The organism is Cellulomonas sp. zg-ZUI22 (genome assembly GCF_017353535.1).
GTDB classification, from domain to species: Bacteria; Actinomycetota; Actinomycetes; order Actinomycetales; family Cellulomonadaceae; genus Cellulomonas; species Cellulomonas wangleii.
This window is the reverse complement of record NZ_JAFMUZ010000002.1, coordinates 617300-640487: the sequence shown is the minus strand read 5'-3', so window position 1 is coordinate 640487 and position 23188 is coordinate 617300. Positions and strand designations below refer to the sequence as shown.

Annotated in this window: 22 protein-coding genes and 4 tRNA genes; 22 read left to right on the top strand and 4 right to left on the bottom strand. The window is 74.2% G+C overall.

The features are described from left to right. Window positions 1–39 precede the first annotated feature (39 nt). Genes J1G43_RS10665 through J1G43_RS10655 form a run of 3 tightly spaced genes read left to right on the top strand, consistent with a single transcriptional unit; the run spans window position 40 to window position 3654 of the window. Window positions 40–966, top strand: coding sequence for an ABC transporter permease (locus tag J1G43_RS10665; RefSeq protein WP_207342004.1), 927 nt, complete (start codon window positions 40–42; stop codon window positions 964–966). Next, window positions 959–1942 carry an ABC transporter permease gene (locus J1G43_RS10660; RefSeq protein WP_207378415.1) on the top strand — a complete coding sequence of 328 codons (984 nt, stop codon included), beginning with the start codon at window positions 959–961 and terminating at the stop codon, window positions 1940–1942. The genes J1G43_RS10665 and J1G43_RS10660 overlap by 8 nt, the downstream gene beginning before the upstream one ends. Next, window positions 1939–3654, top strand: a complete 1716-nt coding sequence (locus J1G43_RS10655; protein ID WP_207378414.1) for an ABC transporter ATP-binding protein — start codon at window positions 1939–1941, stop codon at window positions 3652–3654. The genes J1G43_RS10660 and J1G43_RS10655 overlap by 4 nt, the downstream gene beginning before the upstream one ends. Before the next feature lie 82 nt (window positions 3655–3736). Here J1G43_RS10655 and J1G43_RS10650 read toward each other — a convergent pair. The 3 genes from J1G43_RS10650 to J1G43_RS10640 all read right to left on the bottom strand — a co-directional run bounded on the left by J1G43_RS10650 (window position 3737) and on the right by J1G43_RS10640 (window position 4021). Continuing rightward, window positions 3737–3811, bottom strand: a tRNA-Val gene (locus tag J1G43_RS10650). Between the two features lie 18 nt (window positions 3812–3829). Then, window positions 3830–3900: transfer RNA gene (locus J1G43_RS10645), tRNA-Cys, on the bottom strand. Window positions 3901–3949: 49 nt separating this feature from the next. Beyond that, window positions 3950–4021: transfer RNA gene (locus J1G43_RS10640), tRNA-Gly, on the bottom strand. 161 nt (window positions 4022–4182) lie between these two features. Between J1G43_RS10640 and J1G43_RS10635 the strand changes: the two genes are divergently transcribed. Both J1G43_RS10635 and J1G43_RS10630 read left to right on the top strand, forming a co-directional pair. Beyond that, entirely contained in the window at window positions 4183–5268 is a 1086-nt protein-coding gene (locus J1G43_RS10635; RefSeq protein ID WP_207371470.1) for a chorismate-binding protein, read from the top strand. Window positions 5269–5309: 41 nt separating this feature from the next. Further along, window positions 5310–6173, top strand: a complete 864-nt coding sequence (locus tag J1G43_RS10630; protein ID WP_207371471.1) for an aminotransferase class IV — start codon at window positions 5310–5312, stop codon at window positions 6171–6173. 141 nt (window positions 6174–6314) lie between these two features. On the opposite strand, the gene J1G43_RS10625 is transcribed toward J1G43_RS10630, so the two are convergent. Next, entirely contained in the window at window positions 6315–6743 is a 429-nt protein-coding gene (locus tag J1G43_RS10625) for an SsgA family sporulation/cell division regulator (RefSeq protein ID WP_089798897.1), read from the bottom strand. A 383-nt stretch (window positions 6744–7126) separates the two neighbouring features. On the opposite strand from J1G43_RS10625, the gene J1G43_RS10620 reads away from it, so the two are divergent. The 17 genes from J1G43_RS10620 (at window position 7127) to yajC (ending at window position 23114) form a co-directional block, all read left to right on the top strand. Continuing rightward, window positions 7127–7198 (top strand) — tRNA-Val (locus J1G43_RS10620). A 306-nt stretch (window positions 7199–7504) separates the two neighbouring features. Further along, window positions 7505–9574, top strand: coding sequence for an NAD(+) synthase (locus tag J1G43_RS10615; protein WP_207378413.1), 2070 nt, complete (start codon window positions 7505–7507; stop codon window positions 9572–9574). 162 nt (window positions 9575–9736) lie between these two features. Next, window positions 9737–11737 carry a threonine--tRNA ligase gene (thrS, locus tag J1G43_RS10610; RefSeq protein ID WP_207342132.1) on the top strand — a complete coding sequence of 667 codons (2001 nt, stop codon included), beginning with the start codon at window positions 9737–9739 and terminating at the stop codon, window positions 11735–11737. Window positions 11738–11740: 3 nt separating this feature from the next. Further along, window positions 11741–12313, top strand: a complete 573-nt coding sequence (locus J1G43_RS10605) for an HIT domain-containing protein (RefSeq protein WP_207341998.1) — start codon at window positions 11741–11743, stop codon at window positions 12311–12313. 7 nt (window positions 12314–12320) lie between these two features. Next, window positions 12321–12932, top strand: coding sequence for a phosphatidylinositol phosphate synthase (gene pgsA / locus J1G43_RS10600; RefSeq protein ID WP_207341997.1), 612 nt, complete (start codon window positions 12321–12323; stop codon window positions 12930–12932). Next, window positions 12932–13921 (top strand): phosphatidylinositol mannoside acyltransferase, encoded by a 990-nt coding sequence (locus J1G43_RS10595; RefSeq protein ID WP_207342131.1) that lies wholly within the window; start codon window positions 12932–12934, stop codon window positions 13919–13921. The genes pgsA and J1G43_RS10595 overlap by 1 nt, the downstream gene beginning before the upstream one ends. Window positions 13922–13935: 14 nt before the next feature. Continuing rightward, a complete protein-coding gene (locus J1G43_RS10590) occupies window positions 13936–15123 on the top strand; it encodes a glycosyltransferase family 4 protein (RefSeq protein ID WP_207342130.1) in 1188 nt (395 codons plus the stop codon). After that, window positions 15120–15797: a hypothetical protein gene (locus tag J1G43_RS10585; RefSeq protein ID WP_372434919.1), complete on the top strand. Its 678-nt coding sequence runs from the start codon at window positions 15120–15122 to the stop codon at window positions 15795–15797. The genes J1G43_RS10590 and J1G43_RS10585 overlap by 4 nt, the downstream gene beginning before the upstream one ends. A gap of 159 nt (window positions 15798–15956) precedes the next feature. Next, the gene (gene pdxS, locus J1G43_RS10580) at window positions 15957–16865 is read left to right on the top strand and encodes a pyridoxal 5'-phosphate synthase lyase subunit PdxS (protein ID WP_207341996.1); all 909 of its coding nucleotides are present in this window, start codon (window positions 15957–15959) and stop codon (window positions 16863–16865) included. Further along, window positions 16862–17437 (top strand): NUDIX hydrolase, encoded by a 576-nt coding sequence (locus tag J1G43_RS10575; RefSeq protein WP_372434918.1) that lies wholly within the window; start codon window positions 16862–16864, stop codon window positions 17435–17437. The genes pdxS and J1G43_RS10575 overlap by 4 nt, the downstream gene beginning before the upstream one ends. Before the next feature lie 77 nt (window positions 17438–17514). Next, a complete protein-coding gene (locus J1G43_RS10570; RefSeq protein WP_207378412.1) occupies window positions 17515–18723 on the top strand; it encodes a pyridoxal phosphate-dependent aminotransferase in 1209 nt (402 codons plus the stop codon). An 11-nt stretch (window positions 18724–18734) separates the two neighbouring features. Beyond that, a complete protein-coding gene (gene pdxT, locus J1G43_RS10565) occupies window positions 18735–19346 on the top strand; it encodes a pyridoxal 5'-phosphate synthase glutaminase subunit PdxT (protein ID WP_207378411.1) in 612 nt (203 codons plus the stop codon). 86 nt (window positions 19347–19432) lie between these two features. Then, window positions 19433–20188, top strand: coding sequence for a YebC/PmpR family DNA-binding transcriptional regulator (locus J1G43_RS10560; protein WP_207341993.1), 756 nt, complete (start codon window positions 19433–19435; stop codon window positions 20186–20188). Window positions 20189–20276: 88 nt separating this feature from the next. Continuing rightward, the gene (ruvC, locus tag J1G43_RS10555) at window positions 20277–20843 is read left to right on the top strand and encodes a crossover junction endodeoxyribonuclease RuvC (RefSeq protein WP_207341992.1); all 567 of its coding nucleotides are present in this window, start codon (window positions 20277–20279) and stop codon (window positions 20841–20843) included. Between the two features lie 76 nt (window positions 20844–20919). Then, on the top strand, window positions 20920–21528 hold the full coding sequence (ruvA, locus tag J1G43_RS10550; RefSeq protein ID WP_207341991.1) for a Holliday junction branch migration protein RuvA: 609 nt from the start codon (window positions 20920–20922) through the stop codon (window positions 21526–21528). A gap of 70 nt (window positions 21529–21598) precedes the next feature. Next, window positions 21599–22606, top strand: a complete 1008-nt coding sequence (gene ruvB / locus J1G43_RS10545) for a Holliday junction branch migration DNA helicase RuvB (RefSeq protein ID WP_372434921.1) — start codon at window positions 21599–21601, stop codon at window positions 22604–22606. A gap of 121 nt (window positions 22607–22727) precedes the next feature. Next, on the top strand, window positions 22728–23114 hold the full coding sequence (gene yajC / locus J1G43_RS10540) for a preprotein translocase subunit YajC (RefSeq protein ID WP_207341990.1): 387 nt from the start codon (window positions 22728–22730) through the stop codon (window positions 23112–23114). Window positions 23115–23188 lie beyond the last annotated feature (74 nt).

The following is a 23188-nucleotide window of genomic DNA, read 5'->3' as shown; positions in this document are numbered from 1 at the left end:
CACCCGCTCCGTGACGGAACCACCGGAAGAGACGTCGGCATGCGCTGGTACATCGGCCGCAGGGTCCTGCAGGTCATCCCCGTCTTCCTCGGCGCCACCCTCCTGCTCTACGCGCTGGTGTTCCTGCGCCCGGGTGACCCCGTGCTCGCGCTCGGCGGCGAGCGCGGCCTGCCCGAGGCCGTGCAGGAGCAGATCCGTGCGGAGTTCCACCTGGACGAGCCGTTCCTCGTCCAGTACCTGCTCTACCTCAAGGGCATCGTCACGCTCGACCTCGGCGTCACGTTCACCGGCCGTGAGGTCACGGAAGTCATCGCCCAGGCGCTGCCGGTGACGTTCCAGCTCGCCCTCATGGCGCTGGCCATCGAGGCCGTGCTCGGCGTCGGCTTCGGACTCCTCGCCGGGATGCGCAAGGGCGGGCTGTTCGACTCGACGGTCCTCGTGCTCAGCCTGCTGGTGATCGCGGTGCCGACGTTCGTCCTCGGCTTCGTCCTGCAGATCGTCGTCGGGGTCAACCTGGGCTGGCTGCCGATCACCGCCGGCCGTGACCCCGACGTCGTCAGCCTGCTGATGCCGGCGTCCGTCCTCGCCGCGACGTCGTTCGCGTACGTGCTGCGCCTGACCCGGACGTCGGTGCAGGAGAACCTCTCCGCCGACTTCGTGCGCACGGCCCGCGCCAAGGGCCTGTCCCGCACACAGGTCACCGGGCGGCACGTGCTGCGCAACTCGCTCATCCCGGTCGTGACGTTCCTCGGTGCCGACCTCGGCGCTCTCATGGGCGGGGCGATCGTCACCGAGGGGATCTTCAACATCCACGGCGTCGGGGGCACTCTCTACGACGCCATCACGCGCGGCGAGAACGTGACCGTCGTGGCGCTGACCACCGTGCTCGTGCTCGTCTACATCGTCGCCAACCTCGCGGTCGACCTGCTGTACGCCGCGCTGGACCCGAGGATCCGTTATGCCTGACGCCCCCCTCAGCACCGGTGCCGTCGACGCCGTCCGCACCGCACCGCGACCCGGTCAGGAGCACATCGCCCGTCCGGCCTCCGACGACGAGCTCGGCGCCGTCGACGCCGTCCGCACGACGAGCGCGCCCGCGGGGTTCTGGCGCGAGGCGTGGCACGGCATGCGCCGACGCCCCCTGTTCTGGGTGTCCGCGCTGCTCATCGTCATGGTCCTGCTGGTGGCCGCGTTCCCCGGTCTGTTCACGTCGATCGACCCGCGCACGTGCGCCCTGTCCGACGCCCTGGACGCCCCCCGGGCCGGGCACCCCTTCGGGTTCGACCGTCAGGGGTGCGACATCTTCTCGCGCACCGTGCACGGCGCCCGGGCCTCGGTGATCGTCGGCGTGCTCACCACGCTGCTCGTCGTCGCGGTGGGGACCACGGCGGGTGCGCTCGCCGGGTACCTCGGAGGGTGGGCGGACACGCTGCTGGCCCGCGTGACGGACATCTTCTTCGCGATCCCCCTCGTGCTCGCCGCCATCGTCATCATGAGCCTGTCCACCCGCCGGACCGCCCTGACGGTGGCCCTGGTGCTGGCGTCCTTCGGCTGGCCGCCGATCGCGCGCATCGCGCGCGGCACCGTGATGTCCGTCAAGAACGACGAGTTCGTCACGGCCGCGCGGTCCCTGGGCATGAGCCGGCCCGGCATCCTCCTGCGGCACGTGCTGCCGAACGCCGCGGCACCGGTCATCGTCTACGCGACGGTGGCCCTCGGCACGTTCATCGTGGCCGAGGCGACGCTCAGCTTCCTGGGCATCGGGCTGCCGCCGTCGGTCGTGTCCTGGGGCGGGGACATCTCGCAGGGGCAGGGCGCCATCCGCACGAACCCGGAGATCCTGCTGTACCCCGCCGGGGCGCTGGCCCTGACGGTCCTCGGCTTCATCATGATGGGCGACGTCGTGCGCGACGCCCTCGACCCGAAGGCGCGCACCCGATGAGCACCCCCACGCCCCGGACGCCGCTCGACCCGGACGCCCCGCTCCTGGAGATCCGTGGGCTCGAGGTGGCGTTCGCCACCGCCACCGGCCCGGTGCACGCCGTGCGCGGTGCCGACCTGACCGTCTACCCGGGTCAGTCCGTCGCGATCGTCGGTGAGTCCGGGTCCGGCAAGTCGACGACCGCGCACGCGATCATCGACCTGCTGCCCGGCACGGGCCGGGTCACCGGTGGCAGCATCCGCTTCGCGGGTCGTGAGCTCGTCGGTCTCGGCCGCCGGGAGGTCGAGGCGCTGCGCGGCGACCAGATCGGCCTGGTCCCGCAGGACCCGATGTCGAACCTCAACCCCGTGTGGAAGATCGGCTCCCAGGTCGAGGAGGCGCTGCGCGCCAACGGGTTCGTCGGCACGCGGGCGGCGCGCCGCACCCGTGTGCACGAGCTGCTCACGGAGGCGGGGCTGCCGGACGCCGGTGCGCGTGCCGGCCTCTACCCGCACGAGTTCTCCGGCGGCATGCGCCAGCGCGCGCTCATCGCGATCGGTCTGGCATCACGCCCGCGGCTGCTCATCGCCGACGAGCCGACGTCCGCCCTCGACGTGACCGTGCAACGGCAGATCCTCGACCACCTCGACACCCTGACCGCCGACCTCGGCACCGCGGTCCTGTTCATCACGCACGACCTCGGCCTCGCGGCCGAGCGCGCCGAGCACCTCGTCGTGATGTACCGGGGTGAGGTCGTGGAGTCCGGGCCGGCGCGCCGGATCCTGGCCGATCCGCTGCACCCGTACACCCGCCGGCTGGTGGCCTCGGCGCCCTCGCTGTCGTCGCGCCGGATCCAGGTCGCCCACGCCCGCGGCGAGCAGCCCGTCGACGACCTCCTCGCGCGGCACGCCGACGAGCCCGAGGCGCGGCGCGACGAGGTCGTCGTGGCCTCGCACCTGACGAAGGTGTTCCGCACCCGTGGCCGTGGTGCGCGAGCGACCGGCTTCACGGCCGTGGACGACGTGAGCTTCACGCTCGCCCGTGGCCGCACGCTGGCCCTGGTGGGGGAGTCCGGCTCGGGCAAGTCGACCGCGGCGAACATGGTGCTCGGCCTGCTGGAGCCGACGGCCGGGACGGTGCTGTTCGACGGGCAGGACGTCGGCGAACTGACCCGGCGGGAGCAGCTCGCGTTCCGCCGCCGGATCCAGCCGGTGTTCCAGAACCCCTACGGGTCGCTCGACCCGCAGTACTCGGTCTACCGGTCGCTCGAGGAGCCGCTGCGCGTGCACCGGGTCGGGGACCGCCCGGCGCGCGAGGCGCGCGTGCGCGAGCTCCTCGACATGGTCGCCCTGCCGCACGACGTCATGCGACGGTTCCCGGCCGAGCTGTCCGGGGGGCAGCGCCAGCGGGTCGCCCTCGCACGGGCGCTCGCGCTCGCCCCCGAGGTCGTCGTGCTCGACGAGGCCGTCTCGGCGCTCGACGTGCTGGTACAGGCGCAGGTCCTCGACCTGCTCGCCGGGCTGCAGCGCGAGCTGGGCCTGGCGTACCTGTTCATCACCCACGACCTCGCCGTGGTGCGCCAGATCGCGGACTCGGTCGTCGTCATGCGCGAGGGCAAGGTCGTCGAGCACGCCCCGACGGACGACGTGTTCGACGCCCCCCGGGAGCAGTACACGCGGGACCTGCTCGCGGCGATCCCCGGTGCGGGGCTGGCGCTGCCCGCGGGGCGCTGACGGGGGTGACGTCGGCCGCCGACGTCACCGGACAGCAGAAGAGCCGTCCCGGACCTCCGGGACGGCTCTCGCTGGGTGATGCTGGTGGGCGATACTGGGATCGAACCAGTGACCTCTTCCGTGTCAGGGAAGCGCGCTACCGCTGCGCCAATCGCCCATGGGGGGAGTACATGCGAGGTGGAGACGGGATTCGAACCCGTGTATACGGCTTTGCAGGCCGCTGCCTCGCCTCTCGGCCACTCCACCGCTGAGACCGCAGTCCACAACGGTTGGGTACCGATGGGGATAGCCTCCGAGCGGACGACGGGATTCGAACCCGCGACCCTCACCTTGGCAAGGTGATGCTCTACCACTGAGCCACGTCCGCGCGTCAGTTCCGCCGTTTCACCGGCGTTCCTGGTGCGTCGAAGACTCTAGACGACAACATCGGTGAGAGTCCAACCGGCCCCTCACCAGCGTGTCCGCGGGCGCGTTCCGTGGCTCCTGCGAGCGGCCCGGACGCCCGTCGGGCCTGGGTAGGTTGAGCCCGTGCCCAGCCCGTCCGCAGCGCCCGTCCCCGCCCCCGGTGAGGCGTGGTTCGGGGGGCGCCACGCCCGGGGGGTCGTCGAGCACGCCGATCTGCGGGCCCGGCCGGACGCGACGGCGGCACCGGGCTGGTGGGCGGTCGTGGGGGAGTTCGAGGGCCGTGTCGACGCGTGGCGCTTCGCCGACGTGCGCCCGGCGGCCGTTGCGCAGGGTGCGTCGCAGGCCTGGCAGGGGCCGCCGCGCGCGGCCTGGACGTCGTCGCTGGACCGTGCCGGCTACGTGGCCGCCGTGGAGCGGGTCCGCGCGCACGTGCGCGACGGGCTGGTGTACCAGGCGAACGTCTGCCGCGTGCTGTCCGCGCCGCTGCCCGGGGCCGACGGCCGTGAGCCCGCTGCGCGTGCCCTGGGCGCCCGCCTCGCGGCCGGGAACCCGGCGCCGTACTCCGGGGGCGTCCACGTGCCCTCCGGCGGGCCTGTGGCCCCCGGGTGGGTCGTCACGGCCTCGCCCGAGCTCTTCCTGCGGGTGCGGGACGGCGTCGTCACGTCGGCCCCCATCAAGGGCACCGCGGCCACGCCCGCCGGTCTGAGCGCCAAGGACCGCGCGGAGAACGTGATGATCACCGACCTCGTGCGCAACGACCTGCAGCGCGTGTGCCGGCCGGGGACCGTGCGGGTGACCGACCTGCTGGCCACCGAGCAGCACCCCGGGCTGGTGCACCTCGTCTCGACCGTCGCCGGCGACCTGCTCCCCGAGGTCCGGGACGCACCGGACGGTCTCGCCCGGCTGCTCGCCGCGACCTACCCGCCGGGCTCGGTGTCCGGGGCGCCCAAGAGCTCGGCGCTCCGGGTGATCGCGGAGCTCGAGCCCGTCCCGCGCGGCCCGTACTGCGGCCTGGTCGGATGGGTGCACGTGGCCGGGGACGGCACCTGGTCCGCCGAGCTCGCCGTCGGCATCCGCACCTTCTGGTGGCGTGACGACGTCCTGCGCTTCGGCACCGGGGCCGGGATCACGTGGGCGAGCGACACCGCGGCGGAGTGGGACGAGACCGAGCTCAAGGCCGCCCGACTGGTCGCGCTCGCGTCGCGCTGACGACCGGCCGCGCGGGCGCGGCCGGTGGCAGGATGGCCGGCGTGGACGTGACCATCTGGGCCGACGGCCGGCTACGCACCCCGGACGAGCCGGTGCTCACGGCCGTCGACCACGGCGTGACAGTCGGCGACGGTGTCTTCGAGACCTGCGCCGTGCACCACGGCGTCGCGTTCGCCCTGACCCGGCACCTGGCCCGCCTGGAGGCGTCCGCGCGGGGGATGGGGCTGCCGGCCCTGCCGCTGGACGACGTGCGTGCCGGCGTGCGCGCGGTGCTCGCCGCGGCGGGGGAGCGCGCGGGGCGCCTGCGGATCACCGTGACCGGCGGTCCGGGTCCGCTGGGCACGCAGCGCGACGCGCCGCACGAGCAGCGCCCCGTGGTCGTCGTGGTCGCAGGTCCGGCGGCCGCGGCCGAGGTCGCCCGCGCGGTGCGGGTGCCGTGGGTCCGCAACGAGCGCTCACCGCTGGCCGGGCTGAAGACCACGTCGTACGGCGAGAACGTCGTGGCGCTCGCCCGCGCCCGCGAGCACGGCGCCGACGAGGCCCTCCTGGCCGACACCCGGGGGCGCCTGTGCGAGGGCACCGGGTCCAACGTGTTCGTCGAGACCGCCGGGGAGCTGCTGACGCCCGCGCTGGAGACCGGCGCGCTGGCGGGCATCACCCGCGAGCTCGTGCTGCTGTGGGGGCGTGAGGCCGGGCTCCCGGTGCGCGAGGCCCGTCCCGACGAGCTGCCGTGGGAGGTGCTGGACGACGTGGCCGCCGGGCGCGCCCACCTGGCGCTGACGGGGTCCGTGCGTCACGTCACCCCGGTCGTGCGCCTCGACGACGTGGACGTGACGCCCGGACCGCTGTCGCAGGAGGCCCGGCGCGTGTTCCTCGAGCGGCTGCCCCAGGACCTGGACCCGTAGGCCCCTGCGGAGCCGGACGGTGGCGGGCCCCGGACGACCGCACGGCTGGACGACGACGCGCCCGGACGACGACGCGCCCGGACGACGACAGCCGGCCCCGCGCGTGCGGGACCGGCTGGAGCCGTCGGGTGGTGCCGCGGGTCAGGCGGTGAGCAGGGCGGCGATCAGCGCCGTGATCTCGCCCTCCATCTTGTCCGACTCCGCGCCCACGGGGACGAGGGACTCGGTCGCGGCGAGGAACCGCAGCAGCGGCTCCGTCGGCGCCGCCAGCAGCGCGCTGCCCTCGACGCCCGAGAGCGACACGAGGGTGTAGTCGGGGTCGTCGTCGCGCCAGACCTGCACGTCACCGGTGCCGGCCGGGGCGTCGGCGACCGCGTGCACGCCCTGGGCGAGCAGCTCGCGGCCGAGCAGCCACGTCGACATCGTGTGGGCGCCCGTGAAGACGGCGCGCACCGTGTAGGGGTCGGTGGTGCGGAAGCAGAGCTCCGCGGACACCGGGATGACGGTCGCATCGGACCCGATGAGCTGCATGGCGACGACCTCGATGACGTCGTACGACGATCCCGTCATCGGGTCCTCCTGTCGCGTGGTGGTGCCCGCACGGGCCCGTGGACTCACATCATGGCAGGACCGATGTCCCATTGGACCGTTGCTTGCCCACAGTTCACCCGCCCGGACCCTTTCACCTTGATGGAAAACGTTGCCCATCGCACGGGAGGGTGCAGATCGCGACAAGCTGCCCGGTCGCGGCGCCGGTCGTGAGACCCGTCGTGAGCGCGTCGGGGCGCTCCTGCGCAGGGCTCCACGGGCCGGCGCGGCACGCCGACGACGAGGTCGGTTCGGCGTTCGGGCCGACGTCCGCTAACATCGTCTCCCGTGCCGCCCACGGGTGGTTCGCCGGTGGTCTGCCCCGAGGGGCTGGGCCGTCGACGGACCCGGACGGCGCACGCAGCGGGCGATTGGCTCAGTGGTAGAGCGCCTCGTTCACACCGAGGAGGTCACTGGTTCGAACCCAGTATCGCCCACCCGCTCGACGACGCCCCGGCCTGATGGCTGGGGCGTCGTCGTGTCCGGACCGGGTGGGCCCGGCGGGTCGTGGCCGCCGAGGACCGCACCCGTCCCGCCGCCCGCGGGCTCAGGCGGCAGGCACCAGGGCGGTGCGGTCGATGACGCCGGCGACCACGTCCGGACGCGTGAGGTACGCCGCGTGGTTCCCCTCCACCTCGGTCACCTCACCTCGCGCGGGCAGCTCGCGTGCGTGCTGCTCGGGGACCGCGCCGGCCGGGGCGTGCACCGAGGTCGGCAACCGCGGGCCGTGCCAGACTCGCGACGTGGACTTCCTCTCCGCCTACGCCCACGGGTTCGCCCGGGTCGCCGCGTGCACGGTGCCCGTCACCGTCGCCGACCCGGCCCGCAACGCGGCGGCCGTCATCACGGCCGCGCGTGCGTGCCACGACGACGGCGTCGCCGTCGCCGTGCTGCCCGAGCTGTGCCTGTCCGGCTACGCGATCGACGACCTGTTCCTGCAGGACGCGCTGCTCGAGGCGGTGCGCGCCGCGCTCGACGAGGTCGTCGCCGCCTCGCACGACCTGCGGCCCGTGCTGGTCGTGGGCGCGCCGCTCGCGCACGGCGGGCGGCTGCTCAACGCCGCGGTGGTCGTGCACCGCGGCCGGGTCCTCGGCGTCGCGCCCAAGTCGTACCTGCCGACGTACCGGGAGTTCTACGAGCGTCGCTGGTTCGCCCCGGGGGACGACGTGCGCGGCACGATCACGATCGCCGGGCAGGACGTGCCGATCGGCCCCGACCTGCTGTTCGCGGCGACCGACGTGCCCGGGCTCGTCCTGCACGTCGAGGTGTGCGAGGACCTGTGGGTCCCGGTCCCGCCCAGCGCGACCGCCGCGCTCGCGGGTGCCACCGTGCTCGTCAACCTCTCGTCGAGCCCGATCACCGTGGGGCGGGCCGAGGACCGCCGGCTGCTGGTGCGCTCGGCGTCTGCGCGGTGCGCAGCGGCGTACGTGTACGCGGCGGCCGGGTACGGCGAGTCGACGACGGACCTGTCGTGGGACGGCCAGACCATGGTCTACGAGCTGGGCGAGCTGCTGGCCGAGGGGCCGCGGTTCGTCGACGAGCCGGTGCACACGGTGGCGGACGTCGACCTCGACCGGCTGCGCCAGCACCGCCAGCGCACCGGGACCTTCGACGACAACCGCCGCGGGCTGGGCATGCCCTCCGCGGGCGCCTCGCACCGGACCGTCGCCTTCACCCTCGACCCGCCGGCGGGCGACGTCGGGCTGCGTCGGCGAGTCGACCGGTTCCCGTTCGTGCCGGACGACCCGCAGCGCCTCGCCCTCGACTGCTACGAGGCGTACAACATCCAGGTCAGCGGCCTGGAGCAGCGGCTGCGTGCGGTCGGGGGCGCCAAGGTCGTCATCGGGGTGTCCGGCGGGCTGGACTCGACGCACGCGCTCATCGTGGCCGCCCGGGCCATGGACCGGCTCGGCCGTCCCCGCAGCGACATCCTGGCGTTCACGATGCCGGGGTTCGCGACCAGCGAGGGCACGAAGGCCAGCGCGCTGGCGCTCATGGAGTCGCTCGGCACGACGTTCGAGACGATCGACATCCGCCCCGCCGCACGGCAGATGCTCGCGGACCTCGGCCACCCTGCCGGCGCCGGTGAGGAGGTCTACGACGTCACGTTCGAGAACGTGCAGGCGGGTCTGCGGACCGACTACCTCTTCCGCGCAGCCAACCAGCGCGGCGGCATCGTGCTGGGCACCGGCGACCTCTCGGAGCTGGCGCTGGGCTGGTGCACCTACGGCGTGGGGGACCAGATGTCCCACTACGCCGTCAACGCCGGCGTTCCCAAGACCCTGATCCAGCACCTCATCCGCTGGGTGGTCGGCGAGGGGCACTTCGACGACGCGACGAACGCGGTGCTGCTGCGCGTCCTGGACCAGGAGATCTCCCCGGAGCTGGTCCCGGCGCGCGAGGGCGAGCGGATCCAGTCCACCGAGGACACGATCGGCCCGTACGCGCTGCACGACTTCGCGCTGTACCAGCTGCTGCGGCACGGCATGCGGCCCAGCCGCATCGCCTTCCTCGCGTGGCACGCCTGGCACGACGCGTCGGCGGGGGAGTGGCCCCCGGCGTGGCCGCAGGACCGGCGCCCCGAGTACGACCTGCCGACGGTGCGTCGCTGGCTCGAGGTGTTCCTTCGACGGTTCTTCGCCAGCCAGTTCAAGCGCTCGGCGCTCCCGAACGGCCCGAAGGTCAGCGAGGGCGGCACGATGTCGCCACGCGGCGACTGGCGGATGCCGTCCGACGCGTCGCCCGCGGCCTGGCTCGCGGAGCTCGAGGCGCACGTCCCGCACGAGCTGCCCGGCGGGCCCCGCCCGTCCTGACCCGCCTCTGCACCCCGGTCGGCGACGGCGGGGTGCGCCTCCGGCCGACCGCGGTCGGTAGCATCGACCTGGCCCGTGTCGACGACCGCCGACCCGTGCCGCCGACCCGCCGCGACCCGCGGAGCGGGCAGACCCGAGGAGCTCACGAACGTGCCCGAGCAGATGACCCTGACCGTCGACGGCGTCGAGACCCCGGTCGCGCAGGGCACGACGGGCGCCGAGCTGTTCGCCGACCGCCGGGACGTCGTCGTCGTCCGCGTCGACGGCGAGCTGAAGGACCTCGCTGCGCCGCTGGCGTCCGGCGCGGTGGTGGAGCCGGTGACCATCGACTCCCCGGACGGGCTCGCGGTGCTGCGGCACTCGGCCGCCCACGTGCTCGCGCAGGCGGTGCAGGAGGTCAACCCGAAGGCGCGGCTCGGCATCGGCCCGCCGATCACCGACGGCTTCTACTACGACTTCGACGTCGAGACCCCGTTCACCCCCGAGGACCTGAAGGCCATCGAGAAGGTCATGGGCCGGATCGTCAAGGAGGGCCAGACCTTCCGGCGGTGGGAGGTCACCGAGGCGCAGGCGCGCGAGGAGCTCGCTGCCGAGCCGTACAAGCTCGAGCTCATCGGGCTCAAGGGCGAGGCCGGGGACACCGACGGCGCGTCCGTCGAGGTGGGCCTCGGCGGGCTGTCGATCTACCAGAACGTGCGCGGCGCCGGGCGGGAGTCCGAGACCGTCGTGTGGCAGGACCTGTGCCGCGGTCCGCACCTGCCCTCCACCCGCCTGATCGGCAACGGCTTCCAGCTCACCCGGTCCGCGGCCGCCTACTGGCGCGGGTCGGAGAAGAACCCGCAGCTGCAGCGGGTCTACGGCACCGCGTGGCCGACCAAGGACGAGCTCAAGGCCTACCTCGAGCGGATCGCCGAGGCGGAGCGCCGTGACCACCGGAAGCTCGGCAACGAGCTCGACCTGTTCTCGTTCCCCGAGGAGATCGGGTCCGGCCTGGCGGTCTTCCACCCCAAGGGCGGCATCATCCGCATGGAGATGGAGGAGTACTCGCGCCGCCGGCACGTGCAGGCCGGCTACTCCTTCGTGAACTCGCCGCACATCACCAAGGAGCAGCTCTTCCAGATCTCGGGCCACCTGGACTGGTACGCCGACGGCATGTACCCGCCCATGCAGCTCGACGCGGAGTACCACGAGGACGGCACGATCCGGCGCGAGGGGCAGAACTACTACCTCAAGCCCATGAACTGCCCGATGCACAACCTCATCTTCGCCTCGCGCGGGCGGTCGTACCGCGAGCTGCCGCTGCGGCTCTTCGAGTTCGGCACCGTGTACCGGTACGAGAAGTCCGGCGTCGTGCACGGCATGACCCGCGCGCGCGGCTTCACCCAGGACGACGCGCACATCTACTGCACGCGCGAGCAGATGAAGGACGAGCTGACCAGTCTGCTCACCTTCGTCCTCGACCTGCTCAAGGACTACGGGCTCGACGACTTCTACCTGGAGCTGTCGACCCGCAACCCCGAGAAGTCGGTGGGCTCCGAGGAGGTCTGGGAGGAGGCGACCGAGACCCTGCGCGAGGTCGCCGAGGCCTCGGGCCTCGACCTCGTGCCGGACCCGGGCGGCGCCGCCTTCTACGGCCCCAAGATCTCGGTCCAGGCCAAGGACGCCATCGGCCGCACCTGGCAGATGTCGACCATCCAGCTCGACTTCAACCTCCCCGAGCGCTTCGAGCTCGAGTACACCGCCCCCGACGGCACCCGGCAGCGCCCGGTGATGATCCACCGCGCCCTGTTCGGCTCGATCGAGCGGTTCTTCGCCGTGCTGACCGAGCACTACGCCGGGGCGTTCCCCGCCTGGCTCGCCCCCGTCCAGGTGCTGGCCGTGCCGGTCGCCGAGCCGTTCGAGCCGTACCTCGACGAGGTGGTCTCCCGCCTGCGCGCCCAGGGGATCCGTGCCGAGGTCGACCGCTCCGACGACCGCTTCGGCAAGAAGATCCGCAACGCCTCGACGCAGAAGATCCCGTTCGTGCTCATCGCCGGCGGGGAGGACGCCGAGGCCGGTGCCGTCTCCTTCCGCTACCGCGACGGCCGGCAGGACAACGGCGTGCCCGTCGACGTGGCGGTCGAGCGGATCGTCGCGGCCGTCCGCGACCGCGTGCAGGTCTGAGCCGTGCCCTCCTCCGACGACGTGGAGGTCGAGCCCGCCGACGCCTTCGCCGGCGTCCCGGACGGGCTCGACCGCCTCTGGACCCCGCACCGCATGGCCTACATCGGCGGGCAGGACAAGCCCGCGGACGACTCGCCGGGGGACGGCTGCCCGTTCTGCCGCATCCCCGGCCTGCCGGACGAGCAGGGGCTCGTCGTGCACCGCGGCGCGGTCGCCTACGTGGTGATGAACCTCTACCCGTACAACTCCGGGCACCTCCTGGTGTGCCCGTACCGGCACGTCGCGGACTACACCGAGCTCACGCCGTCCGAGGTCGCGGAGGTGGCGGACCTCACGCGCACCGCGATGCGGGTGGTGCGCGACGTGCTCGCGCCCGACGGCTTCAACCTCGGCATGAACCAGGGGCAGGTCGCGGGCGCGGGCATCCAGGCGCACCTGCACCAGCACGTCGTGCCCCGCTGGGGTGGCGACGCGAACTTCCTGCCGATCGTGGCGCGCACGCGCGCGCTGCCGGCGCTGCTCGGCGACACGCGTGAGGCGCTCGCCGCCGCGTGGCCCGCCACCACGAAGGGATGACGGACGGGTGCTGAGCCGACTGCGCGGGGTGATGACGCGGCTGTGGACGCCGCTCGCCGACGCGCTCCTGCGCCGGGGGGTGTCGCCGGACGCCGTGACGATCACCGGGACGCTCGTCGTCGTCGTGACGGCCCTGTGGGCGTTCCCCACGGGTCACCTGCTGCTCGGTGGCCTGCTCATCGCCGTCTTCACGCTCACCGACTCGCTCGACGGGGTGATGGCGCGGCGCGCCGGGCGCAGCAGTCCCTGGGGGGCGTTCCTCGACTCCACGCTCGACCGCTTCGGTGACGGCGCGATCTTCGCCGGCCTCGTGCTCTGGTACACCGGCGGCGGCGGCTCGCGGCTCACCGCCGTCCTCGCGCTCGCGTGCCTGGTGCTCGGCTCGATCGTGCCGTACGCCCGGGCGCGTGCCGAGGGCCTGGGCATGACGGCCGCGGTCGGGATCGCCGAGCGCGCCGAGCGGCTCGTGGCCGTGATCGTGGCGACGATCCTGGTCGGCGCCGGGCTGCCCGACGTCGTCATGACCGTCGTCCTGGGGCTGCTCGCGGCTGCGTCGGCGGTCACGGTGGTGCAGCGCATGGCCACGGTCCGTCGCCAGGTGCGGGAGGCGGCCCCGTGATCGACGTCGCCCGCGCCTACCACCTCGCGTGGCGCGTCGGCCACCGGGTCCCCGGCGTCGTCGTGCGCGGGCTGAGCACGCTCGGCGCGGACGTCGCGTGGGCGCGCCGCGGGTCCGGCGTGCGGCGCCTCGAGGCCAACCTCGCCCGGGTGCGCCCCGAGCTGGACGAGCGTGCGCTGCGTCGGCTCTCGCGCGCGGGCATGCGCTCGTACATGCGCTACTTCGGTGAGGCGTTCACGCTGCGCGCGCTGAGCACGGACCAGCTCGCGGCCCGGGTGCGGGTCGAGGGCCTGGAGAACCTCCTGCCGCACCTCGACGAGGGGCGGCAGATCGTCGTCGCCCTCGGGCACACGGGCAACTGGGACCTCGCCGGCGCCTGGGCGGCCGCTCACGTCGCGCCGGTCACGACCGTCGCGGAGCGGCTGAAGCCCGAGGAGCTCTTCCAGGAGTTCCTCGCCTTCCGCGAGAGCATCGGCCTGCGGATCATCCCGCTGACCGGTGGCGGCGACGTGTTCCGGCAGCTGGTGCACGTCACCCGCACCGGACCCGGGCTCCTGCCGCTGCTGGCGGACCGCGACCTCACGGCCAAGGGCCTCGAGGTCGACCTCTTCGGGCAGCGCGCGCGGGTGGCGGCCGGGCCGGCCGCGCTGGCGGTGACCACCGGCGCGCCGCTGGTCGCCGCGTCCATCAGCTACGAGCGGCTGCGTCGTGCCCGGCGGCGGGCGGCCGGCGGGCCGTGGGGGATCGTCGTGCGCTTCAGCCCTCGCATCGAGGTCCCCGCGGACGCGCCCCGCGCCGACAGGGTGCACGCCCTGACGCAGGCGTGGGTGGACGTCCTCGCCGATCAGATCCAGGCCCACCCCCAGGACTGGCACATGCTGCAGCGCGTGTTCGTCGCGGACCTCGACCCTGCCCGCGACGCGGCTCGCCGCGCGACGGGGGAGCCGGCTGCGGGCGACGACGCCCTGGGCCCGGAGACCGCCACGTGACCAGCACCCGCCCCCTGCGCGTGGGGATCGTGTGCCCCTACTCCTTCGACGTGCCCGGGGGCGTGCAGTTCCACGTCCGGGACCTGGCCGAGTCGCTCATCGGGCGCGGCCACGAGGTGTCGGTGCTCGCTCCCGCGGCCGACGACACCCCCGTCCCGCCCTACCTGGTCGCGGCCGGCCGCGCGGTCCCCGTGCACTACAACGGGTCCGTCGCGCGGCTCACGTTCGGCCCCGTGACGGCCGGCCGGGTGCGGCGCTGGCTGGCCGCCGGCGAGTTCGACGTGCTGCACCTGCACGAGCCCGTCACGCCGAGCCTCGGCATGCTCGCCCTGTGGATCGCGGACGGCCCGGTGGTGGCGACGTTCCACACCTCGATCGTGCGGTCCCGCTCCCTGCAGATGGCGTACCCGCTCGTCCGTCAGTCCCTGGAGAAGATCTCCCTGCGGATCGCGGTCTCGGAGGACGCGCGGCGCACGCTCGTCGAGCACCTGGGCGGCGACGCGGTGGTGATCCCCAACGGGGTGTGGGTCGACACCTTCGCGAACGCCGGCACGGACCCCCGGTGGACCGGCACGCCGCAGGCGCCGACCGTGGCGTTCCTCGGCCGCCTCGACGAGCCCCGCAAGGGGCTCGCCGTGCTGCTGCGCGCCGTCACGACCGTGCTCGACACGTACCCGGGTGCACGGTTCCTCGTCGCGGGCAGCGGTGACACGGGCCAGGAGCAGGCGCGTGAGCTGCTGGGTGACCGGGCCGGCGCGGTCGAGTTCCTCGGCGGCGTCAGCGAGGAGGACAAGGCGCGGCTGCTGTCCTCCGTGGACGTCTACTGCGCGCCGCAGACCGGCGGCGAGAGCTTCGGCATCGTCCTGGTCGAGGCGATGGCGGCCGGGACGACGGTGGTCGCCAGCGACCTGGGCGCGTTCGCGCGCGTGCTCGACGACGGGGACGCCGGCGTGCTGTTCCGCACCGGCGACCCGGCGGACCTCGGCGCCACCCTGGTGCGGGTGCTCGGCGACGCGGCCCTGCGCGAGCGGATCAGCGCGCACGCGTCGCGCGTGGTGCGCCGCTACGACTGGTCGGCGGTGACCGACCAGGTGCTCGCCGTCTACGAGATGGCGGTGGCGGGTCGCGACGCGCCCGTCGGCGAGGACCCGTCGTCGCTGCGCGGCGCCCGCCTGCTCGAGCTGCGGCGGAACCGCACGTGACGGGCGCGATGGACGGCACGGCCGTCCTGGTGGTCGTCGGCGTCGTGCTGCTGGCGCTGTGGCTGGTGTGGGTGCGCGCCAGCCGGCTGGACCGACTGCACCGCAAGGTGGCGGCGTCTCGCGCGGTGGTCGACGCGCAGCTCGTCCGGCGTGCGACGGTGGCGTCGGAGCTGGCCACCAGCGGCCTGCTGGACCCCGCGAGCTCGGTGGTGCTGGGTGAGTCGGTGTGGGAGTCGCTGACCGCCGCGGGCGCGGTCGACGTGCCGGCGGGGCTGCTGCCGCCCGACGTGCACGAGGTGCTCGGCGCCCCGGACGCGCCGGGTGAGCCGGTGGACCGGTCCCAGGTGGAGAGCGAGCTCACGGCAGCGCTGCGCGAGATCCTGGACGACGCCGACGAGGTGGCCGCGCTGGCCACCGACCCGCTCGGCGCCCGGCTGCTGGGCGACCTGGCCGCCGCCTGGTACCGCGTGCAGCTGGCGCGTCGGTTCCACAACGAGGCCGTCGCCCAGACGCAGCGCGTGCGGCGAAGCGCCTCGGTGCGGCTGCTACGGCTCGCGGGGCACGCGCCCGAGCCGCGCACCCTCGAGCTCGACGACGCGTGGCCCCACGGCCTGGCACGGCCCGGCGAGAGCGCACGGCCGGTGCCCCCGGAGGTCGGCGCGACCGGCGCCTGACGCGCGCTGTCCGCGTGCCGGTCGTCCGTCCACCGCCGGGGTCGTCCTGCCTAGGATGGATGTGTCCCCGACCACGGCGGCCGGCGTCCGGCGTCGCGCCGTGCCGCCGGGCACCGCGGCAGGCGGGCCCCCCGCCACCACCGATCGAAGAGGTCTGACGTGACCCAGAACTCCCAGCCCGCCGCCGGCGAGGTCGGCACCGCGCGCGTGAAGCGCGGCATGGCCGAGATGCTCAAGGGCGGCGTCATCATGGACGTCGTCACCCCGGAGCAGGCGAAGATCGCCGAGGACGCGGGCGCCGTCGCCGTCATGGCGCTCGAGCGGGTCCCCGCGGACATCCGGGCGCAGGGCGGCGTGGCGCGCATGAGCGACCCCGACCTCATCGACGGCATCATCTCGACGGTCTCCATCCCGGTGATGGCCAAGGCCCGCATCGGGCACTTCGTCGAGGCGCAGGTGCTGCAGGCGCTCGGCGTCGACTACGTCGACGAGTCGGAGGTGCTGACGCCCGCCGACTACGCGCACCACATCGACAAGTGGGCGTTCACCGTCCCGTTCGTCTGCGGCGCGACGAACCTCGGCGAGGCGCTGCGGCGCATCACCGAGGGCGCGGCGATGATCCGTTCCAAGGGCGAGGCCGGAACCGGTGACGTGTCCAACGCGACGACGCACATGCGCACGCTGCGCGACGAGATCCGCCGGCTGACGTCCCTGCCCGAGGACGAGCTGTACCTCGCGGCCAAGGACCTGCAGGCGCCGTACGAGCTGGTCAAGGAGGTGGCGACGGCCGGGAAGCTGCCCGTCGTGCTCTTCACCGCCGGCGGCATCGCGACGCCTGCGGACGCGGCCATGATGATGCAGCTCGGCGCCGAGGGCGTGTTCGTCGGCTCGGGCATCTTCAAGTCCGGCAACCCCGCCGAGCGCGCCGCGGCCATCGTCAAGGCCACCACGTTCCACGACGACCCGGACGTCATCGCCAAGGTGTCCCGTGGCCTGGGTGACGCCATGGTCGGCATCAACGTGGACGACGTGCCGGTGCCGCACCGGTTGGCCGAGCGGGGCTGGTGAGCACGACCGGCCCGCACGGCGCCGAGGTGGGTGGCGCGTCGGCCGCCGTGTTCGGGAGCGACTGGGTCCCCGGCCCGGACGGCCTGCTGCACCGGCGCGCCGCCCGCGTCATCCTGCTCGACGAGCACGACCGCGTCCTGCTCGTCCGCGGCCACGACGTCGACCTGCCGGAGCGGTCGTGGTGGTTCACGGTGGGCGGTGGGATCGACGCGGGGGAGACGTCCCGGCAGGCCGCGGTGCGGGAGGTCCGCGAGGAGACGGGCATCGTGCTGGCGCCCGACGAGCTGGTGGGCCCGGTGTACACGCGGTCCGCGCTGTTCGACTTCGCCGCCCGGACGTGCCGGCAGGACGAGGACCTGTACCTCGCCCGCGTGCCGGCGACCGACCTCGTGACGACGCGCGACGGCTGGACCGCGGTCGAGCTGGACGTCCTCGACGAGCTGCGGTGGTGGGACCTCGACGAGCTGGACCGCGTCACGATCGAGGTGTTCCCGGCCGGGCTCCCCGAGCTCGTGCGGGCCGTCCTGGTGTGGGACGGCACGACGCGCCACCTCGGTCTCGTCGAGGAGTGACGCGTCGCGGGTGGTCCCCGCGCCGTGCGTACTGGTCGGTAACATCCCGGTCACGTCACCCGGCTAGCGTCCGGCGCATGCCTCGTGCCGCCGCCTCCTCGCCCGTCGCCCGGATCCCGCGGTCGGGCATCCGCACCCTCATGGACCTCGCGCTGGGTGACCCGAGCGCCATCCACCTCGAGATCGGCGAGCCCGACGCGGGTCCCGCCGAGCACGTCGTGGCGGCGGTCGCCGCGGCCGCGCGGGACGGACGCACCGGGTACACCTCGAGCACGGGCCTCGTCGAGCTGCGCGTCGCGGCGGCCGAGCGCGTCGCGCGCACCCACGGCCGTGCCACGTCGCCCGACGAGGTCGTGGTGACCCACGGCGCGATGCACGGGCTGGCCATGGCCATGGCCACGCTGCTCGCCCCGGGTGACGAGGTGCTGCTGCCCGACCCCACCTTCCCGAACTGGGAGATGGCGGCCGTCGCGGCCGGTGCCACCGTGCGCACCTACCCGGCGCACGCGGCCGCCGGCTTCGTGCCGGACCCTGCCGAGGTGGCGTCGCGCGTGACACCGCGCACCCGCGCGCTCGTCGTGTGCTCGCCCAACAACCCCACGGGGGCGGTGTACCCGCCCGACGTCGTCGCAGGGCTGGTCGAGGTCGCACGGCGCCACGACCTGTGGCTGCTGTCGGACGAGTGCTACGAGGCCATCACCTTCGACCGCCCGCACGTCAGCCCGCTCGCGTACGACACGGACGGGCGGGTCCTCGGGTTCTTCAGCGTCTCCAAGACCTACGCGCTGACGGGCTGGCGCACGGGCTGGGTCGTCGTCCCCGCGCCCGACGTCGTCGAGGCGCTCGGCCACCTGGCCGAGGCGACCGTCGCCTGCCCGTCGACGCCCGGACAGGTGGCGGCGCTGGCCGCGCTCACGGGGCCGCAGGACGGGGTCGCGGACGCCGTGGCGTCCTACCGGGAGCGGCGGGACGCCGCGTGCGCGCTCCTGGCGCGCCGCGGCGTGGCGCACGTCGTGCCCGACGGCGCGTTCTACCTCATGGTCGACGTCGGGACCTCCGACACCGACGCCTTCGCCCGGGGCCTGCTGGCACGTCGGCACGTCGCGGTCGCGCCCGGGTCGACCTTCGGGACGGCCGCCGCGGGGATGGTGCGGGTCTCGCTCGCGGCGCCGCGGGACCAGCTCCTGCTCGGGCTGGAGCGGCTGGCCGACGAGGTGGCGGACCCCACGGGCGTTGCCGGGCGGCCCCTCGCCGTGGTCGGGCCGGCCGCGGTCGAGGACGCCTAGGATCGGCCACCGTGACCCCCACCATCGGTGTGCTCGCCCTGCAGGGCGACGTCCGCGAGCACCTGGCGGTGCTCGGCTCCCTCGGCGTCGGCGCGGTCGCGGTGCGCCGCCGCAGCGAGCTCGACGCCGTGGACGCGCTCGTGCTGCCCGGGGGTGAGTCGACGACGATCGACAAGCTGCTGCGGGCGTTCGAGCTGGACGGCCCCGTGCGGGACCGGCTGGCCGGCGGCATGCCCGCCTACGGGTCGTGCGCCGGCATGATCCTGCTGGCCGACCGGATCATCGGCGGCATCGAGGGGCAGCGCACGCTCGGCGGCGTCGACATCACCGTGCGGCGCAACGCGTTCGGGCGGCAGGTCGACTCCTTCGAGACGGACCTCGTCCTGGACGGGGTGGCGGAGAGCGGGCACGACCCGGTGCACGCCGTGTTCATCCGGGCGCCCTGGGTCGAGGAGGTGGGACCCGCAGCCACCGTCGTCGGACGCGTCGCGGAGGGCCCCGCCGCCGGTAGGATCGTTGCGGTGCGCCAGGGCCCGCTGCTCGTGACCTCGTTCCATCCCGAGGTGACCGGGGACCCGAGGGTGCACCGACTGTTCGTGCAGATCGTCCGCGACAGCCTGTGACGTCGCGGATCCCCGGCCCGCCCGCACCTGGGCGGCGCCCCGGGAGCGACGCGGGCGGATCAGCGGAGACGAAGGGGTAACGAGCCATGTCGGGTCACTCCAAGTGGGCCACCACCAAGCACAAGAAGGCCGTCATCGACGCGAAGCGGGGCAAGCTCTTCGCCAAGCTCGTCAAGAACGTCGAGGTGGCCGCCCGTACGGGCGGCGGTGACCCCGCGGGCAACCCGACGCTCTTCGACGCCATCCAGAAGGCCAAGAAGTCGTCCGTCCCGAACGACAACATCGACCGTGCCGTCAAGCGCGGCTCCGGCCAGGAGGCCGGCGGCGCGGACTACCAGTCGATCACGTACGAGGGCTACGGCCCCGGCGGTGTCGCGGTGCTGGTCGAGTGCCTGACGGACAACCGCAACCGGGCCGCGTCCGACGTGCGGGTGGCCTTCACGCGCAACGGCGGCCAGATGGCCGACCCCGGGTCGGTCCAGTACATCTTCAGCCGCAAGGGCGTGGTCATCGTCCCCAAGGAGGGCACCGACGAGGACGCCGTCATGGAGGCCGTGCTCGAGGCGGGCGGCGAGGAGGTCACCGACCTGGGCGAGTCGTTCGAGGTGCTGAGCGAGGCCACCGACCTGGTGCCCGTGCGGACCTCCCTGCAGGAGGCCGGCATCGACTACGACTCGGCCGACGTCGTGTGGTGGCCGTCGACGCAGATCGAGGTCGACGCCGACGGCGCCCGCAAGATCCTGCGGCTGATCGACGCGCTCGAGGACTCCGACGACGTGCAGAACGTGTACGCCAACTTCGACGCCTCCGACGAGGTCATGGCCGAGCTCGACGCCGAGTGACGCACCGCACCCTCCCGGGTGCGCGCACGGGCCCCGCCACCGGTGTGGCGGGGCCCGTCCTGCGTCCGGCGGCTGCGACGATGGCCGCGTGCGCGTGCTCGGAGTGGACCCCGGCCTGACCCGGTGTGGCCTCGGCGTCGTCGACGGGCTGCCCGGACGGCGCGCCCGTCTCGTGCACGTGTCGGTCGCGCGCTCCGACCCCGCGCTCGACGTCGACCAGCGGCTGCTCCTCATCGAGCGCGCCCTCGAGGAGTGCATCGAGGAGCACGCGCCCGACACCGTGGCGGTCGAGCGCGTCTTCGCGCAGCACAACGTGAGCACCGTGATGGGGACCGCGCAGGTCGCCGGCCTGGCCATGGTCGCGGCGGCCCGTCGCCGCATCCCCGTCGCCCTGCACACGCCCAGCGAGGTCAAGGCCGCGGTCACGGGGTCCGGCCGTGCCGAGAAGGCGCAGGTCCAGACGATGGTCGCCCGGCTGCTCGGCCTGGACGACCTGCCGCGGCCCGCGGACGCCGCGGACGCCCTCGCCCTGGCGATCTGCCACCTGTGGCGCCCGGCGGGCGCCCTGGGGGCACCGCAGCGCGAGCCCGGCGCGCTCACGCCCGCGCAGCGGCGGTGGGCGGAGGCGGAGCAGGCGGCGCGCCGCCGCGGGTGACGGCTCGCGTGTCGTTCGTACACGTGTTCGTCCGGGTGTGGCACAGTGTCACGGTCGACGACGGGAGGAGCGCGCGGTGATCGCGTCGGTGCACGGGACCGTGCTGGCGGTACGGCTGGACTCGGCCGTGCTCGAGGTCGGCGGTGTGGGTCTGCTGGTCCAGGCGACCCCGGCGACGCTCGCCGGTCTGCGCGTCGGGCAGCCTGCGCGGCTCTTCACGTCCCTCGTGGTGCGCGAGGACTCCCTGACCCTGTTCGGCTTCGCCGACGACGACGAGCGCGACGTGTTCGAGACCGTGCAGACGGTCTCGGGCGTCGGACCGCGCCTCGCGCTGGCGATGCTGGCCGTGCACACCCCGGACGGGCTGCGCCGTGCGGTCGCGGACGAGGACCTGGCGGCGCTCGTGCGGGTGCCGGGCATCGGACGCAAGGGTGCGCAGCGCATCGTCCTGGAGCTGGGGGAGCGTCTGGGGGCGCCCGCGCCCACCGGCGCCGCCTCCGCCCCGCTGTCGGCCGACCACCGCGAGCAGGTCGTCGAGGCCCTCGTGGGCCTCGGCTGGCCGCTGCGGGCCGCGCAGGACGCGGTCGCGGCCGTGCTCGACGGCACCACCGGTCCGGTCGGCGCCGACGAGGTGCCCGGCGTGCTGCGCGCCGCCCTGCGCTCGCTGGGGAGCGCCCGTGCCTGAGGACGCGACGGACCCCCTCGGCGGCGGACGCATCGAGGTGGGGGAGCCCGACGCCTTCGACGCCGGCTCGGTGGTGCGTCCCGCCGCGGACGAGCCGGAGCGTGCCGCCGAGGCGGCGCTGCGGCCCCGTCGGCTGGAGGAGTTCGTCGGGCAGCGCGTCGTGCGCGACCAGCTGTCGCTGGTGCTGGAGGCGGCGATGGCGCGGGGGCGGGCACCGGACCACGTCCTGCTGTCGGGCCCGCCGGGCCTGGGCAAGACGACGCTGGCGATGATCATCGCCGCCGAGCTCGGCGCGTCGCTGCGGGTCACGAGCGGGCCGGCCATCCAGCACGCGGGCGACCTGGCCGCGGTGCTGTCCTCCCTCGACGAGGGGGAGGTCCTGTTCATCGACGAGATCCACCGGCTGGCCCGCCCGGCGGAGGAGCTGCTGTACGTGGCCATGGAGGACTTCCGGGTCGACGTGGTGGTGGGCAAGGGGGCGGGCGCCAGCGCGATCCCGCTGTCGCTGCCGCCGTTCACCGTCGTCGGTGCCACGACCCGGGCGGGACTGCTGCCGGCGCCGCTGCGCGACCGGTTCGGGTTCACCGGCCACCTCGACTTCTACGCCGACGACGAGCTCGAGCGTGTGCTCGTGCGGTCCGCCGGGCTGCTGGGCGTGCCGCTCGACGCCGAGGCCGCGGCCGAGATCGCGTCGCGCTCGCGCGGCACGCCGCGCATCGCGAACCGGCTGCTGCGCCGGGTGCGCGACTGGGCACAGGTGCGCGGTGACGGCCACCTGTCGCTGGACGCCGCCCGGTCGGCGCTGGCGGTCTACGAGGTCGACGAGCGCGGGCTGGACCGGCTGGACCGTGCTGTCCTCGACGCGCTGTGCCGCCGGTTCGGTGGCGGCCCCGTCGGCCTGACGACGCTCGCGGTGGCGGTCGGCGAGGAGCCCGAGACGGTCGAGACGGTGGCCGAGCCCTTCCTCGTGCGGGAGGGCCTGGTGGGGCGCACGCCGCGCGGCCGCGTCGCCCTGCCACCGGCGTGGGAGCACCTCGGGCTGGCGGTCCCCGTGGCCTCGGACACGCTCTTCGGCTGAGCGCGCGGCGCCCTTCGGGCACCGGGTGGGAACGTCGCAGGACCCTGGGACGTTGGAGCGGCGGGCCGCGGCGCCTAGACTGCGGCGGACGTCTGACACGAATGCGGAGAACCACCACCCCATGGACTACTCGTTCCTCATCATCATGCTGCTCGCGTTCGCCGCGCTGTGGTTCATGTCGAGCCGCACGCGCAAGCAGCAGCGCGAGGCCGCCGAGCTGCGGAACAACCTGGAGGTGGGGGACGAGGTCATGACCGCCTCCGGGCTCTTCGGGACCGTCACGGCCATCGACGGCGACGTCGTCACGCTCGAGTCCACGCCCGGCACGCAGACGCGTTGGCTGCGCGCCGCGATCGGGCGCCGCACCGAGGCCGTCGTCGGTGAGCAGCCGTCCGAGACCGAGGACCCCGCCGTCCAGGACGAGCCCGTGGTGGACGTGCCCGACGACCTGTCCTCCCTGCCGCCCGAGCCCCCGACGACGCCGGACGACCGTCGCGACGACAAGTGACCCACCGGCCCGGGCGATGACGCCCGGGCCCCGACCCCACCGGCCGGTCCTCCCGGGCGGTGCGCGCACGAGAG